This window comes from Cohnella mopanensis (assembly GCF_022352055.1).
In the GTDB taxonomy this organism is placed as follows: domain Bacteria; phylum Bacillota; class Bacilli; order Paenibacillales; family Paenibacillaceae; genus Cohnella; species Cohnella mopanensis.
This window is the reverse complement of sequence record NZ_JAKRWM010000015.1, coordinates 108,217-123,692: the sequence shown is the minus strand read 5'-3', so window position 1 is coordinate 123,692 and position 15,476 is coordinate 108,217. Positions and strand designations below refer to the sequence as shown.

Sequence of the window (15,476 nt, the reverse complement as noted above, 5' to 3'; positions counted from 1 at the left end):
AATCCCCCACAGCAACGCTGCGGGGAATCCATCTATACGATTGTTACGAACTTACATGACTTTAGCTTGGCCGGAGTAGATAACGCCATGCTCTGCATACAAAGTAACTTCCATTTCATCCTTCAATAACTTAATCGCGTCGTTAACGCCAACGATTACCGGGATGCCGAGATTAAGACCTACTACGGCCGCATGGCAAGTAATGCCGCCGCATTCCGTAATCACTGCCGCCGCTTTTTCGAAAGCAGGCATATATTCTTTGTCCGTCGAAGGCGCAACGAGAATGGCTCCCGCCGTCATCTTGCGGATAGCTTCTTCAGGAGAATTCGCGATTACGATTTTGCCTGTTGCGCTTTGCGAACCGATTCCTTGTCCTTTGGCGATCAATTCTCCAACGTTGTGGATCTTGATCAGGTTCGTCGTTCCGGAACGTCCTACCGGTACGCCAGCGGTAATAATGATCGTATCTCCCAATCGTACGGTGCCTGTTTCCAACGCGCCTTTAACGGCGATTTCGAACATTTCGTCCGTTGTCTTCGCGGACACGCCTTTCACCGGTACAACGCCCCATACGAGTTGCAAACGGCGAAGCACTTGATCAACAGGGGTAACCGCGATAATAGGAGATTTCGGTTTGTATTTCGAAATCATGCGAGCCGTATAACCGCTCTCCGTTGAAGTCACGATCGCTCTCGCGTCCAGATCCAAGGCGGAGTTCGCCACAGCTTGGCTGATCGCTTCCGTTACCGAAGTTTGTTGAGCTCTCGCTTGTTTCTTGAAAATTTCACGGTAATGCAGCGCGGACTCTGCGCGCTCCGCAATGCGCGACATCGTGAGCACCGACTCCTCTGGATATTTACCAGCAGCCGTCTCGCCGGAAAGCATGATGGCATCCGTACCGTCGAAGATCGCGTTCGCAACGTCGGAAGCTTCCGCGCGAGTAGGGCGCGGATTACGTTGCATGGAATCTAGCATTTGCGTAGCCGTAATGACCGGCTTGCCCACACGGTTGCATTTCTCGATCATCAGCTTCTGAGCGAGAGGAACTTCTTCAGCCGGAATTTCTACGCCGAGGTCTCCACGAGCAACCATTAGCCCGTCGGAAACTTCTAAAATTTCATCGAGGTTGTCAACGCCTTGTTGGTTCTCGATTTTGGAGATGATTTGGATATAACGAGCATCATGGCGCTCAAGAAGCTCACGAATTTCGAGGACGTCGCTAGCGCGGCGTACGAAAGACGCTGCAATGAAATCTACGCCCATTTCGATTCCGAACTTGATATCGCCGATATCTTTTTCTGTAAGTCCTGGCATGGAGATTGCAACACCCGGAACGTTAACGCCTTTTTTGCTCTTAATTTGGCCGCTGTTGACGATTTGGCATTTGATTTCCGTACCTTGGATGTCCAAGACCGTTAATCCGATCAAGCCATCGTCGATGAGGATCGTCGAACCAACGCTGATATCGCCTGGCAATTCCTTATACGTAATCGGAACGCGGTTGATATCGCCCAGGATTTCTTCCGTCGTCAAGGTAATGAATTCGCCTTGAACAAGCTCGATCGGCTCTTCCTTCAATTTGCCCAAGCGAATCTCGGGGCCTTTCGTATCCAGCAAAATCGCAACCGTTTTGTTCAATTCTTGGCAAGCTTGGCGAATCGTTTTCATCCGGTTTCCGTGCTCTTCGAAGTCCCCGTGAGAGAAGTTCAGACGGGCGACGTTCATGCCAGCGGTAATCAATTTCTTGATGTTCTCCAACGACTCGCTGGCAGGACCGATCGTGCACACAATTTTTGTTTTACGCATGATTTCTTTTTCCTCCGTTTATCTATCCAAGGTCGCATTTATATAGAGCTATTCAAGCTCTGCGGTACCGAAACGCCCGACTTTACGGAACTTCTGGTACCGGTCTTCCCTCAATTGATCCGGTGTCATCTGCAGCAACTCCTGCAAATGGCGCCATACGGCTTCCCTGATCGCGTCGGCTTGCATTCCTTTATCGCGATGAGCCCCGCCTTGCGGCTCGGGAATAATATCTTCGATGATGCCGAACTCGAGCAAATCCTTCGCGGTGATTTTCATCGCTTCTGCTGCTTCGTCCGCCTTGGAGGCGTCCTTCCACAGAATCGATGCGGCTCCGTTAGGCGAAATCGCCGAATAGATCGCGTTTTCCAGCATCAACACTCGGTTGCCGACGCCTAGCGCCAATGCGCCGCCGCTGCCGCCCTCTCCGATGACGACGCAGATGATCGGGACACCGAAGATTGCCATCTCCAGAAGATTGCGGGCGATCGCTTCCGATTGGTTGCGTTCTTCCGCCGTATTGCCGGGATAAGCGCCCTTTGTGTCGATGAACGTAATGATCGGACGTCCGAATTTATTCGCTTGCTGCATGAAGCGCAACGCCTTACGGAAGCCCTCTGGATGAGGACTGCCGAAGAAACGCTGGATGTTATCCTTCGTATCCTTGCCTCGCTGGTGACCGACTACCGTGACAGGAATGCCGTTAAGCTTGGCGAGCCCTCCAACAATCGCTAGATCATCTGCAAATACCCGGTCTCCGTGAAGCTCGATAAAATCGGTAAATACAAGATTTATGTAATCCAGAGATGTTGGACGCTGATGATGGCGGGCCATGTGCATAATCTGAGCCGCACTCATATTATCGTAGATCTCCGTCTCAAGCTGTTTGTAGCGTTCTTCGAGCCTTCCGATCTCATCCGTGAAATCAATTTGCTTCTCGGCTCCGAAATGCTTGAGCTCGTCTATTTTTTTGCGTAATTCGGCGAGCGGCCTCTCAAAGGGCAGTTCACTGGACATCGGCCGGCTCTCCTTTCCCCGCGTGCATGTCTAGCAACTTAGTCAGCATCGCTTTCATTTCTTTGCGATGCACGACTTTGTCCAATTGGCCATGCTTCAAGTTGAATTCAGCTGTCTGGAAATTATCCGGCAGCTTCTGGCGAATCGTCTGTTCAATGACGATACGCCCGGCAAAACCAACGATAGCGCCCGGTTCGGCTAAGATGTAATCACCTAAGCTAGCAAAACTGGCCGATACGCCGCCTAAGGTCGGATCCGTGAACACGGAGATAAACAAGCCCCCTTGTTCTTGGAACTTCGCAAGCGCCGCGCTTGTTTTGGCCATTTGCATCAGACTTAGAATGCTCTCTTGCATCCTTGCTCCGCCCGAGGTGGAGAAAAAGACGAGCGGCAACTGTTTTTCCGTAGCTTTCTCGATAGCGCGCGTCACTTTCTCGCCTACGACGGAGCCCATGCTGCCACTGAAGAAATCAAAACTCATGACGCCGATCACGACGCCAAATCCACCGATCTCGCCTTCTCCGGTAATGACCGCATCCTTCAACCCGGAACTTGCTTTCTGCTGTTCCAGCTTCGCGGCGTAACCAGGGAATTGAAGCGGATCCTCGGAGATCAGATCTTCGTCAATCTCAAAAAGACGCCCCTCATCGAGCGTCATCGCGATGCGCTCCCAGGCGTTCAGGCGGAAATGATGTCCGCATGTCGAACAAACTTTAAGGTTTTTCTCCAGCTCTTTGCTGAATTGAATCGTACCGCATTTCGGGCAACGGTTCATCAAGCCTTCGGGAATATCCCTCTTCGTACGTTCCGAGGGAACGACGGCATATTTTTTCTTCTGAAATAGATCCTTGAACACTGCGACACCTCACAAGCGATATATGGGGACCGTCAAGCTTTGGGTATCGTACTGAATTACAGATGCAGAATGCTGCCTAATACCTCTTGTACTTCCCGCACTTCGCCAGATGGCACCAATATTTCATACTGCGGTTTAGTAAGATTGATGGGGCGTACCTGTACGAGAAATCCTTCATCGGTTAGACGCTTCTGAATTCGTTCGGCAATCTTAGCGGTCGGTGCGATGTAGATGACCGTCCACATGAAGCGGTACCCCCAGTTTCTTAGACATTCATTGGAATAGATGAATTAATCGAATGAACAACCTCAATAAGCAATAAGGAAATCATAGCACAGATGCCGCAAGACTAGCAACCAAACAACGTCAGTTGCCCTAGCGCGCACGGATCGGAGGAACGTAAGCCATTAATCGCGCTTTATCGGAAGCCATTCTAGCACCCGCGCGATTTTATGATCCCAGTAGCTCCAATCGTGATTTCCATGCTCTTCCTCATACGTCACCGGAAGCCCTAGCTGCCGGCAATGATCGCGAAACCGGACGTTGTCTTCATATAAGAAGTCTTCCGTTCCGCAGCACTGATATAACATCGGTACCAGCCCGTCTCCTGCTGCAAGAGCCGCAAGATCAGCGAGCGCAAACAAATCTGCAGACGATCCCGAAACCTTAGCGGGATCGCTGAATATATTCCACATATCGCCGCCGTATTCTTCGGCCGCTAGCCGGCTAATGTCTACGGAGCCGGACAAGCTCGCGGCCGCGGCGTAACGATCGGGGAACGATAAGGCCAGTTTCATCGCGCCATATCCGCCCATGGACAGTCCGGCTACGAAATTGTCCTCGCGCCTATCGGACAAGGGGAAGAAGGAGCGAGCCAACCGCGGCAGCTCTTCGCTTATGAAAGTCCAGTACTTCGCGCCGCGGCTCATATCGGCATAGAAGCTACGGTTCACGGCAGGCATCACGACAGCGATGCCTTGATTATCCGCATAACGCTCGATTGAGGTCCGACGGCACCAACCCGTGTGGTCGTCCGAAAGCCCATGAAGAAGGTATAAGGTCTGAAACGGTCTATTTATTTGCCCTTGCGGCAAAATGACGTTCATAGAAGTGGAGATACCGAGCGTCTCCGATATAAAATCGCACTGAATCAATGCCATCGTCTGTTTCTCCATCTAGGGTTGTTGAACATGCCTTTGCACCCTGTCTTTTATTTTATTTTACTTTAATGCTTCCCTCACCTAGTAGCTTCTCCATCTCGGATACAAGCTCCGGCGCTGGATGGACCTTGTATTCGTCGCTTAGCGCGACGGTACGTCTTTCCCGCTCATATCGCAGCACGGTAGCCAGCTCGCCAGGATGCGCCTTAAGCAATAGCTTTAGGCGGATAAGCGTTGCCGGTTGCTCATGCGGTTCGTCGATGCGGATATATACCCGCTCGGCCTTCCCGCTACTCGCTGGTGCACTCGCCAAGCTTGGTGAAGCTGGTGCCTTTGTCCCGTACGCATTGGATGTCCTGGCAACGGGTGCTGTAGCTGCGGACGAACTCCCGCTTCTGCCCGCGTAGCCGCCGTTCGAACGAGCCGGTTGACTTATTCGGCGCAACCTCTCCACCTGCTGATTCAGATCCGCGCTATCAAGCGGTAATATATCGTCCGCGAGAAGCTTGTAATCTTCGTCCCCGAGCTGCACCTTCGCACGAACGAATACAAGCGAACCTTTCTTAACGATGGATGCCGCTTTCGCCCAAACCGTTGGAAAGGCGACAAGCTCCGCTCCCATAATCCGGTCTTCGATTTCGAGGAACGCCATCGCTTGCCCTTTACGCGTGACGAACGGCTTATGCGATACGATCATTCCCGCCGTAAACACGGTCGCCCCGTCCGCCATTTCCCCGATATCGACCAACCGGTCGAACTTCAGTTCATCCATCAGCTCATCGAATGCGTCCAGTGGGTGTCCGGACAAATATAAACCCATCAAATCTCTTTCCAATTCCAGCATTTGCGTCTGGGTGTAGGGCGGAACGTTAGGAAGATCCACATTCCAATCGGGGGATTCCTCGAAGTCGAACAGCTCGATCTGCAGCTCTTCCCGTTCCTTGCGCCATAACGCCGCAGCCGCAATAGTGGGCTCTAACGCAGCAAGCTGCTGCGACCGATGGCCCGGTAGAGATTCGAGCGCGCCGGCTTGCACGAGCGATTCGATGACCCGCTTGTTGCACACGCGCGAATCCACGCGCCTGCAGAAATCGCTTAAGCTCTCGAACGGGCTCTCCCGCCGTTCCTTTATTATGCTGTCGATCGCTTGAGTGCCAACATTCTTCACACCGGCAAGGCCGAAACGAATCGCTTCCTTGCCCGACTCGCTTGCAGCGGACGATAACGGAGTAAACAAAACGCCGCTCTCGTTTACGTCGGGCTTCAGCACCTCGATACCCATCCTCCGGCACTCGTCCACGTATTCCGCCGTCTTGCGCTGGTTGCCGACGACCGCCGTCAGCATGGAGGCCATGAACGCGACCGGATAGTGGGCTTTCAAGTACGCCGTCTGGAACGCCAACACCGCGTAAGCCGCCGCATGCGCCCGGCAGAAGCCGTAATCCGCGAAGCGAACGATCAGGTCGTACACCCCGTTAGATTCCGCTTCAGAATACCCCATCTTCAAGCTACCGCGGACAAAAAACTTTCGTTGCTCATCTAGTACTTCCCGCTTCTTCTTGCTCACCGCGCGCCGCAGCAAATCCGCTTCGCCCAATGTAAATCCCGCCATCGTAGAAGCAATCTGCATGATCTGCTCCTGATAGACGATAATTCCGTACGTATCCGATAGAATCGGTTCGAGATTCGGATGCGGGTATTCCACTTCGACCAAGCCGTGTTTCGCCCGAATGAACTGCGGAATGAACTCCATCGGTCCCGGCCTGTATAGCGCGACCGCGGAGACGATGTCCTCGAACGAGGACGGCTTCATCTCCTTAAGCACCCTGCGCATTCCCGTAGATTCGAGCTGGAAAATCCCAGTCGTTTCTCCGCGTCCCATGAGCTCATAAGTCGCACTGTCTTCGTAGGAAACTTCCTCCCACCGTAACTCGCGTCCGGTTTGCTCCTTAATGGAAGCCAATGAACGCTCAATGATGGACAAGGTGCGCAAACCGAGAAAATCCATTTTAAGTAACCCGACGGCTTCTAGGTTCTCCATCGAATATTGGGTTAACGGAACGCCATCGGTTCCTTCTTGAAGAGGAACGTAATCCGTCAGCGGATCGGAGGAGATGACGACTCCTGCCGCATGGGTAGAGGCATGGCGCGGCATCCCCTCTACCCTCCGAGCCATCGCGATCAGCTCGGCCGCCCCGGAAGTCCCTTCCGCCAATGCCCGGAATTCCGCGTTTTCCTTCATCGCCCGCTCGATCGACATGCCCGGCATGCCCGGAATGAGCTTGGCTGTCTTATCCACTTCACCGTAGGGTAAATTGAGCACCCGGCCCACATCCCGCACCGCCGCGCGAGCCGCCAACGTTCCGAATGTGATGATCTGCGCGACATGCTCCGATCCGTACTTCTCCACGACGTAACGAATAACTTCGTCGCGCCGTTCGTCGCTAAAGTCGATATCGATATCGGGCATGCTGACCCGTTCCGGATTAAGAAACCGTTCGAATAGCAGCTTGTGCTTAAGCGGATCTACGTCGGTTATTTTCAATACGTACGCAACCAGGCTTCCCGCCGAGGAACCGCGTCCCGGCCCCGTCACGATGCCATGCTCATGCGCATAACGGATGAAATCCCACACGATCAGAAAATAATCGTCGAACCCCATCTCGCCGATGACGCGCAGCTCGTAACGCAGTCGCTCCTCCGCTTTCAAGCGATAATCGGGATCCAGCCATTCCTGCTGCCCCTCGAACCTCTCCCGCAAGCCTTCCAAGCACAGCTCGCGCAAATATTGCGCAGCCGAATTCCCCTCCGGCAGCGGATTAAACGCCGGCAAAATGTGTTTGCCGAACTCAAGCTCTAGGGAGCAGCTATCCGCGATTTTCACCGTGTTGGCTATCGCCTCCGGGACATGGCGGAACAAGGCGGACATTTCTTCTCCGCTCTTAAGGAACAGTTGGTTCGTCGTAATCTTGAACCTGTCCGGATCGTCGACCGTCTTACCGGTTCCGATGCACATAAGCACGTCTTGCAAGGAGTTATCATCCTCGCAGATGTAGTGCGAATCGTTCGTTGCGGCTAACGGAATGCCTAACTCCTCGGATAGCTTGAGAACGCCTGCCGTAATCTTCTTCTGGTCCAGAATCCCATGATCCTGAATTTCCAAGTAATAATCGTCGCCGAACAAATCCCGATAACGAATCGCAGTCGCTTTCGCCGCGTCCGCATTGTCGTCCATTAACTGGCGGGACAATTCGCTGCTCATGCAGCCGCTCAGACAGATAAGCCCTTCGGCATGTGCCGTTAACGCTTCGAAATCGATGCGCGGACGATAATAGAAGCCTTCCAAGTGCCCGATCGAGGTCAATTTCATTAAGTTCCGATAACCCGTCTCGTTCTTGGCTAGCAAAGTAAGGTGATAAGTCGGTTGATCCTTGCGCGATTGCTTGTCATGTCTGGAGCCTGCCGTGATGTAGGCTTCCATGCCGATTATCGGTTTGATTCCGTGCTCTAAGCATGCTTTATAGAAAGGAATAGCGCCGTACATAACGCCGTGATCCGTAAGGGCTAGCGATGACATGCCAAGCTCGGCCGCCCTGGCCGCCATCTCCTTGATGCGAGCCGCGCCATCAAGCAAGCTGTATTCGCTATGGACGTGAAGATGAACGAAATCGCACATGGTTATCCCTTCTTTTCCGCTAAATCTATAATTCGAATAATACCTTTGTCTATGAATTGTATCATAAGGAGATAGGCCAGTCCCATACACTTAAGATAGAGGCGAAATTTCGCAGACGCCAGTGGCGCTGCTCGTTCACTCCAAGATGGAGGGATTGCTATGGACGATTTTATTACGAAAGCCGCATTCAGCTTCTTCATCGCGTTCGGCGTCGTATTGGGAGGGGCTTTGCTCGCCGGGATGGGGTCGGTATTTCTGATGACGCCACCCAAGGAGAAAATGCTCCAAGTTGCGGGAAATCTGAAAATATGGGCGCTCGTCGCGGCGGTCGGCGGGACGATCGACCCGATCCGGGTCATCGAATCGCATGTGATGGTCGGGTACCTTTCCCCTGCCATGCAACAAATCGGCTATATTCTATTCGCCTTTCTGGGCGCCCATCTCGGAGTGGAGCTTATTCAGTGGCTTCACAGCAACGGAGGGTGAGGTGCCATCATGCGGGTGCCTAACTTCGAGAGATTCCGGAGGTTCATGCAGATAACAGCCTTCTTCGTGTGCGGGATGATCGTAGGCAGCGCGGTATACAATGCCCTAAAAAACAATATCGTGGACGAAGTGATTCATAGAAACTTCGAGCTGAAGGATCAGCTTGAGACGATGAAGAAGGACTTGGAGCTCGCGCAGCAAGTACGCAAAGAGAATGTTATCCGAAGCGTCGTTACGATCTTCCGGCACGAGCAAGGAGGTTCCGACAACCTCGATATCATTACGGAAAAAGAATTAAAGAGGAGGCTCAAGGAAGATTTGAATATCTTCCTCGGGCGGAGTATTTATACGATTAATTCGGATGCGGAATTCGCGAGAAAGCTGCTTAACAAGAAGGTTTATGACCAAGTAGAGGACCAGGATTACGAGGTTACGATCCGAACGATGCTGCTCGTGGACGGCGTGCTGCAAGTCTGGGTCGATGCGAAGAAGCATCTCAACAAGTAACGGACTCCCCTGACAAGCGCTTTCCCCTTCGTTTGTGGTACAATAGTGGGCGTTAAGATGGACCAAAAGGAGCTGCTTACTTATATGGTTGACGCGTTAGAATGGGTGTTCGGCGCCCTGATTATCGTGACTTGTTTTTTATCCGCCCTCAATAGTTTCCGTTCCCGCCGCACAAGTGACGGACGGTTACGGGGATTGTATGCTTCCCGCATGAACATCTGCATGGGACTGATGCTTATTTTTATCGCCGGCTTGCTGATGATCCTCTTCACCGGTTCATCGGTTAAAGTCGTTATCGGCGCTTTGTTTATATTGCTTGGCTTATTCAATTTGTTCGCTGGCTTGCGCAACCATTCGCACTTCGCGCGATTGCCGCAATAATCCGCGATTCTAAGCCGGGTCGATCGTCTGGGCTGTCAGCATCGCTTTCGCGACGACGTCCCCGTCCTGCACCGCTTGAACTTCCACCTTCACGTAACGTCTGCTCGCCTCGATGATATGAGGTACGATAGATATGCTCGCGTCCACCGGAACCGTGCGCAAGAAATAAGTGGTCATATTGTCCAGGACATGCTCCCGTTTCCGCAAATCCTCGACTGCCCGGCTTGCCGCCTGCTGCATGAGCGACGTAAGAACGCCTTCCGAGATCGTGCCTAGCGGGCCTGACATTTGCGGCGTCGCCAAGCCGGTAAAGTACAACCGGTTTTCTTCGTCTCTCTGTTCCGCGAAACCACCCCACATGAGCGCATCGAAGGTTTCCCCTAGATGAGCCGGACGGTTGGCGAATTGCATCGCCCGAAGCACTTCTCCCCTGCTTATCGCTCCTACTAGCTTGCGTTGCCGATCAACGACGGGAAGCAGTTCAATCCCTTCCGATACCATCCGATGGGCTGCAGAAGCGACGGGCGTATTCATCGTTACGGTCATCGGCCTCCGCGTCATTAGCTTATCCAACGTCTGGTTAGTGGGGGAATCCGCGACGTCTTTGGACGTAATCATTCCTACGACCCTGTTCCATTCGTCCGTTACCGGGAATCTCCTGCTCCCCGTCTCCGAACTGAGCTTCAGGAAATCGGCAACATCCGACGATTGTTTCAGCAAGCCATTGCGGGACGTCGGCTCGAGCAGATCGGCGATAATCATGATTTTACGTTTAATAAGCTGGTCGTACATGGCCCGGTTAATCATCGAAGCAACCGTAAACGTATCATGCCGGCAAGTCAGGATGGGCAGTTGGCGCTCGTTCGCTAACGCTTTTACTTCCTCGCTAGTTCCGAATCCTCCTGTCACGAGCACTCCGGCGCCTTGTTCTAAGGCGATTTTATGGGCATTTTCCCGGTTACCTACAATTAATAAGCTCCCCGCGTCGATATAGGCCATCATTTCGCCGAGCTCCATCGCGCCGATGACGAATTTATGGAGCGTCTTCTCCAAGCCTTCTTCTCCTCCAAGCAAACTCCCCTGCACGATCTCGAGCACTTCCGCGAACGTTAATTGCTCCGGATGGTTTCTTCTTTTTCTATCCACCCGAACGGTTCCGATTCGCTCCTTCGTACTGACCAAGCCAAGCTGCTCCGCTTCCTTAAGAGCTCGATACGCGGTCCCTTCGGATACGCCCCGATCCTTCGCCATCTGGCGGACTGGCACTTTCGTACCGATAGGAAGCTCGCGGATATATTGAAGAAGTTGCTCATGCTTCGTTAGTTCATTTGGATTTTTGTCATTTCCTGACATAAAAGCCCCCTACTTTCATCAGCTCTTTAGGTAAACTTTATGAAAATTACCAATTCCCCTATTCCATAGCCTTCGGAAAACCAGTAAAGTAGATATTGATTGTTAGTATGACATTATATCTATAAATTCGACTTTATTCGACATGAACTGGAGGGGGAAAGCTTTGGACATCCTATTGGATTACTTCAAGATCGTTGTTCTGCTATCCATTCCCCAGTCGTTGATCCATATTTTGCTCACTTTCTCTATCTGGAACTTAAAGCCTTCCTCTCATATTTGGAAGCTCGTTATTTTCTCCGTAATCAATTCGTTGATCATTGACTTGGATATTTTGCATGTCCCTACGGAACTCCATTTATTGAGCTCTACAGTTTTGTCATTTAGCATCTTGTATATCATTTTTCGGACTTTCGGCTTTAAGAAAGTACTTATTGTATTCCTCACCTATGTCACACTTATCATGCTGACGGAATTGCTATCCGCAATGCTCATGCAGTTGACGTATGGTCTCGCCCCACAGAAGGAGATGTTCGAAGAACATTTTCTCCGGCTCCTGTCCGTCTCTGTTCCGGTCGACTTGTTGCTAATCTGGTTATCCCGATACATAGAGAGAAGAAACTTCGCCTTCTTCCTTCGATTATATCAATATTTAATAAATATCAAACAAACTCGGATGAAAGAAGTACTGCTTCTTACGCTTTTCCAAACCTTCTTGATTGGAGTATTGTTCGTCATCGGGGTTGAGGACAAGCATTATTATTCCGAGAGGACCTTCAACTTCCTGATTTACTTCTTGTTGTTAGCTTCCTTCGGGGCCTTCTTCTATACGATTCGCCTGATGCTAAATATCCGAGAAGAAGCCGTTCGCCAAACCCAGGACGTCTACGTAGAGGAAATCGGCAAAATGTTCACTTCTATCCGCGGACAACGCCATGATTTCCTTAATCATGTTCAAGTTATGTATTCCATGTTAAAAATGAACAAGTTAGAGCAGTTAAAAAGTTACATGGACGATCTCGTCAAAGAAGCGCATGCCGTCAGCACGATCGTCTCGCATCCAACGCCCGCGCTCGCTGCCTTCATTCAGGCGAAGATGGAAATGGCGATTACGCGAAACATAAACTTTACGTATCAAATTCCCGATCTACTCGATATCGAATCCTCGATCAAGTCCATCGATCTCATTAAGATTATGGGCAATCTGGTAGACAATGCATTCGATGAGAGCGATACTTTGCCGATAGAACGAAGACTGGTCCATCTATCCATCTGTATAGCCGAAGGAAAGCTGGCTATCGAAGTCCGCAATCAGGGCAGGTTATTGACCGAGCAGGACAAGATGATGATTATTCTTCCCGGTTATACGACCAAGCAAGCCGGTCACTCCGGTCTCGGGCTGGCTATCGTTCACGAAAGAGTGCAATTTTACAAAGGGCTTCTCCACATCCATTCTTCCGCCGAGTCGGGTACTACTATTCTCGTTTCCTTGCCTCATCGCTAAGAGGTTCATGCCCGTACCCATAGATAAAGGCTGTATCCGGTTCCTTCAAAGGACAAAGGACCGGTACAGCCTTTAATTGTTGTTATATTATGTGATGATCTTGTAAACCAGGAACAGCAGGAACATATAAGCCGCTATAGAATAGACGATGTACAGAAACCTGCGGTCTCTGCTAACTTCATGCAGGTCTTCGGCTTGAGTTACGGCTAAGATCAAGTTGATGAGCAACAAGATGACGCCGATCAGCATGGACAATTGCAAGGATAAGAACGCGACGATGCCGGAGACGATCCAACCTGCCCCGAACAGCAACTGCGTGCTCCCTTGGAACGTGATGGCCTCCATCCAGCTTCTTTTCCTTCCGCCGATCCAATTGCCGACCAACGTTAGCGAGCCGACCAACAGGGCGATAGAGAAAATTCCAATGACCAGATATTTGCCTGGTGTCGTGAAGCCGAGCAGGCTTAAGAAAACGAGATTGCCGATGGCCCCGAAGAAATCGTTCTTAAGCTCCTCTTGGATGGACCAAATCCAGAAGAAAAATCCGATGACCCCTACCCCGGCGCCGATCGCCCCGTATATCCATTCCGTAAGGGGCTGAAGCTTCAATGCCGATGATGGATTTTTCAATAACGCTAACAGCTTCTGTACATCGATCCCGCCCACTGGAGAGCTCTGCGTCGAATTTCCCGCATTGGACGATGGGGTTGCAGGAGCTGCCACTGGCGGCAATGGCGATCTCTCGGTAGCCGAAGCCGCCGTTTGAAGCTCGCCTTGTTCCTGTATATCCGCTTTGTGTAATTTCGGTTGATTCGAATCCTGGTCAGACATGTCGAATTTTCCTCCTCGGAACAATTAGGAATAATTTACCTAAATTCACTTGTTCGACGAGAAATCTCATATTCCTCTAATTCTGTAACATTTTCAATTGATAGAACTCGCCCTTCAACGCCATTAGTTCCTCATAAGTACCGATCTCCACGCATTGCCCTTGTTTCATGACGACGATGCGGTCGGCATCCCGAATCGTGGATAACCGATGGGCGACGATAAAAGTTGTACGCCCTTCGATCAATGTTTGCATCGCTTGCTGGACGTGGTACTCTGATTCGTTATCGAGAGCCGATGTCGCTTCATCCAACAAGATCACTTTAGGGTTGCGTATTAACGCCCTTGCAATGGCAATCCGTTGCCGTTGTCCGCCCGATAACTTTCCGCCGTGTTCGCCAACCGGCGTATCCAGCCCTTCCGGCAATTGCGCGATCACGTCTTCCAGATGGGTCATGCGGACAACTTCCGCCAACTGATGGTCGCTGACCGTAGGTAAGCCGTATGTAATATTCTCGCGAATCGTGCCGGAGAACAGTACCGTACTCTGATGTACGACGGCGATATGCTTACGATAAGCCGTCATGTCCAACTCGTCCATCGGTATTCCGTCGATTCTCACCTGTCCCTTCAGCGGACGGTTAAACCCGATGACCAGGTTTAGCACCGTCGACTTCCCAGCTCCCGAAGCTCCGACTAAGGCAATACTTTCGCCGGCTTTGACGTTGAGGCTGAAGTTCGACAAAATATGCCGTTCCGAATTGGGATATCCGAATTGGATATTATCGAAATCGAAGCTTCCTTTCACCGATTCGACCTTTTTCTTCCCCTGATAGGCTTCCGTATCCTTAGAGAGAAGAATCTCGGTTACCGAATAGATCGACTCGAAGCCTTTGGCGATGTTCGGGTAGACGTTGATCAGCTGCGTAATCGAGTTCAAGATCATGCCGAAGAACGATTGGTATAGCACAACGTCTCCGACAGGAATTTTTCCCTTCATCGCTAGCCAGACCGTGAACCCCAGACATAACACCTGGAACAGCTGAAAGGTTACCCATGCGGAAGATCCGAAATAAGCTTCGACGATATCCAGCTTATACCCCTTGGTTCGCAAGTTGCTTAACGTGTTGTCGATCTTCTTAATCTCGGTTTGCTCAAGCCCGTGGGCTCTCGTGACCGGCATCATTCCAACCATCTCGGATACTTGCCCGGACATCGTCTCGATCTGTTTGCGAAACTCCATATTCGAGCGCCTGATCTTCCTACGGAAGAAGGAGATGACGAACAGCGCGGTCGGGATCGTGAGAGCGAAGAAGCCCATTACCGTCAAGTTCCGCGAAGCCGTAATGGATATGGCGACGATAACGCTAAGAATAGCCGGAAATACCGACAGCATGAATTGTTTGGACAGAAACTCGATCGCCTCGACGTCGCGCAGCACCTTAGCTTGGAGCTTGCCCGCGGCAAGCTCGCCGTGCGCCGACATGGACAATCGCTGCAGCTTGCGAACGAGCGTGCTTCTCAGTCCCGCTTCGACGAATCGGATCGCTTTGCTCATATAGCCGATATGCAGCACTTGCGTCGGTATGTTCTGAATGATGACGATCGATAAAATAATAATGTTCCACCAGAGCGTCTCCATCCCGTATTTGTCAGGATTGGACACCATGTTAATGAGATTCGCGGTTACGATCGGAAGAATATAGGTCGGCGAATGCTTAATCAAGAAAAACAGGATAGACAGCAGAAGCTTCTTCCAGTGCGGTCTGTACAACAAAAACAACAACCGGAGCGGCTTGCGCTCGGTCAGGGAATCATCGTTCAATAAATGCTCAAAACCATATGAATGGGGCTCACCCCTGTTGGTGACTACGGGTTGCAAAATGCACTCTCCTCTGAACGCGCGTT

13 protein-coding genes are annotated in these 15,476 nt (G+C 51.3%); 4 read left to right on the top strand and 9 right to left on the bottom strand.

Going from position 1 to position 15,476, the window contains the following annotated elements; all coding sequences use genetic code 11:
* Positions 1-51 precede the first annotated feature (51 nt).
* The 6 genes from pyk to L3D05_RS21015 all read right to left on the bottom strand — a co-directional run bounded on the left by pyk (position 52) and on the right by L3D05_RS21015 (position 8,512).
* Positions 52-1,806 carry a pyruvate kinase gene (pyk, locus tag L3D05_RS21040; protein ID WP_239618298.1) on the bottom strand — a complete coding sequence of 585 codons (1,755 nt, stop codon included), beginning with the start codon at positions 1,804-1,806 and terminating at the stop codon, positions 52-54.
* A 48-nt stretch (positions 1,807-1,854) separates the two neighbouring features.
* Positions 1,855-2,820: an acetyl-CoA carboxylase carboxyltransferase subunit alpha gene (locus tag L3D05_RS21035; RefSeq protein WP_239618297.1), complete on the bottom strand. Its 966-nt coding sequence runs from the start codon at positions 2,818-2,820 to the stop codon at positions 1,855-1,857.
* On the bottom strand, positions 2,810-3,676 hold the full coding sequence (gene accD, locus L3D05_RS21030; RefSeq protein WP_239618296.1) for an acetyl-CoA carboxylase, carboxyltransferase subunit beta: 867 nt from the start codon (positions 3,674-3,676) through the stop codon (positions 2,810-2,812). Before accD ends, L3D05_RS21035 begins: the two co-directional genes overlap by 11 nt.
* Before the next feature lie 56 nt (positions 3,677-3,732).
* Positions 3,733-3,921, bottom strand: coding sequence for a glutamate decarboxylase (locus L3D05_RS21025; protein WP_135151778.1), 189 nt, complete (start codon positions 3,919-3,921; stop codon positions 3,733-3,735).
* A gap of 162 nt (positions 3,922-4,083) precedes the next feature.
* Complete coding sequence (locus L3D05_RS21020) at positions 4,084-4,836, bottom strand: alpha/beta hydrolase (protein WP_239618295.1); 753 nt, start codon at positions 4,834-4,836, stop codon at positions 4,084-4,086.
* Between the two features lie 55 nt (positions 4,837-4,891).
* A complete protein-coding gene (locus L3D05_RS21015; RefSeq protein ID WP_239618294.1) occupies positions 4,892-8,512 on the bottom strand; it encodes a DNA polymerase III subunit alpha in 3,621 nt (1,206 codons plus the stop codon).
* A 159-nt stretch (positions 8,513-8,671) separates the two neighbouring features.
* On the opposite strand from L3D05_RS21015, the gene L3D05_RS21010 reads away from it, so the two are divergent.
* From L3D05_RS21010 to L3D05_RS21000, 3 genes are read left to right on the top strand one after another with little or no spacing between them, the layout of a single operon-like run.
* Positions 8,672-8,998, top strand: a complete 327-nt coding sequence (locus tag L3D05_RS21010) for a YtrH family sporulation protein (RefSeq protein ID WP_239618293.1) — start codon at positions 8,672-8,674, stop codon at positions 8,996-8,998.
* 45 nt (positions 8,999-9,043) lie between these two features.
* Positions 9,044-9,505 carry a sporulation membrane protein YtrI gene (locus tag L3D05_RS21005; protein ID WP_239618292.1) on the top strand — a complete coding sequence of 154 codons (462 nt, stop codon included), beginning with the start codon at positions 9,044-9,046 and terminating at the stop codon, positions 9,503-9,505.
* A 57-nt stretch (positions 9,506-9,562) separates the two neighbouring features.
* Positions 9,563-9,886: a YtpI family protein gene (locus L3D05_RS21000; protein WP_239618291.1), complete on the top strand. Its 324-nt coding sequence runs from the start codon at positions 9,563-9,565 to the stop codon at positions 9,884-9,886.
* A gap of 9 nt (positions 9,887-9,895) precedes the next feature.
* Here the strand turns inward: L3D05_RS21000 and L3D05_RS20995 are convergent, their stop codons facing one another.
* Positions 9,896-11,239, bottom strand: coding sequence for a DRTGG domain-containing protein (locus L3D05_RS20995; protein ID WP_239618290.1), 1,344 nt, complete (start codon positions 11,237-11,239; stop codon positions 9,896-9,898).
* Positions 11,240-11,402: 163 nt separating this feature from the next.
* Between L3D05_RS20995 and L3D05_RS20990 the strand changes: the two genes are divergently transcribed.
* Positions 11,403-12,740: a sensor histidine kinase gene (locus L3D05_RS20990; RefSeq protein WP_239618289.1), complete on the top strand. Its 1,338-nt coding sequence runs from the start codon at positions 11,403-11,405 to the stop codon at positions 12,738-12,740.
* Between the two features lie 87 nt (positions 12,741-12,827).
* On the opposite strand, the gene L3D05_RS20985 is transcribed toward L3D05_RS20990, so the two are convergent.
* Complete coding sequence (locus L3D05_RS20985; RefSeq protein WP_239618288.1) at positions 12,828-13,571, bottom strand: hypothetical protein; 744 nt, start codon at positions 13,569-13,571, stop codon at positions 12,828-12,830.
* Positions 13,572-13,647: 76 nt separating this feature from the next.
* Positions 13,648-15,450 carry an ABC transporter ATP-binding protein gene (locus L3D05_RS20980; protein ID WP_239618287.1) on the bottom strand — a complete coding sequence of 601 codons (1,803 nt, stop codon included), beginning with the start codon at positions 15,448-15,450 and terminating at the stop codon, positions 13,648-13,650.
* Positions 15,451-15,476: the final 26 nt, after the last annotated feature.

Bases quoted from the DNA above. Each gene is read 5' to 3' on its own strand.
- L3D05_RS21005 (WP_239618292.1), top strand. From the start codon at position 9,044: ATGCAGATAACAGCCTTCTTCGTGTGCGGGATGATCGTAGGCAGCGCG.
- L3D05_RS21000 (WP_239618291.1), top strand. From the start codon at position 9,563: ATGGACCAAAAGGAGCTGCTTACTTATATGGTTGACGCGTTAGAATGG.
- L3D05_RS21025 (WP_135151778.1), bottom strand. From the start codon at position 3,921: ATGTGGACGGTCATCTACATCGCACCGACCGCTAAGATTGCCGAACGA.
- L3D05_RS20985 (WP_239618288.1), bottom strand. From the start codon at position 13,571: ATGTCTGACCAGGATTCGAATCAACCGAAATTACACAAAGCGGATATA.
- L3D05_RS21010 (WP_239618293.1), top strand. From the start codon at position 8,672: ATGGACGATTTTATTACGAAAGCCGCATTCAGCTTCTTCATCGCGTTC.
- L3D05_RS21020 (WP_239618295.1), bottom strand. From the start codon at position 4,836: ATGGCATTGATTCAGTGCGATTTTATATCGGAGACGCTCGGTATCTCC.
- L3D05_RS20995 (WP_239618290.1), bottom strand. From the start codon at position 11,239: ATGTCAGGAAATGACAAAAATCCAAATGAACTAACGAAGCATGAGCAA.
- L3D05_RS21035 (WP_239618297.1), bottom strand. From the start codon at position 2,820: ATGTCCAGTGAACTGCCCTTTGAGAGGCCGCTCGCCGAATTACGCAAA.
- L3D05_RS21015 (WP_239618294.1), bottom strand. From the start codon at position 8,512: ATGTGCGATTTCGTTCATCTTCACGTCCATAGCGAATACAGCTTGCTT.
- pyk (WP_239618298.1), bottom strand. From the start codon at position 1,806: ATGCGTAAAACAAAAATTGTGTGCACGATCGGTCCTGCCAGCGAGTCG.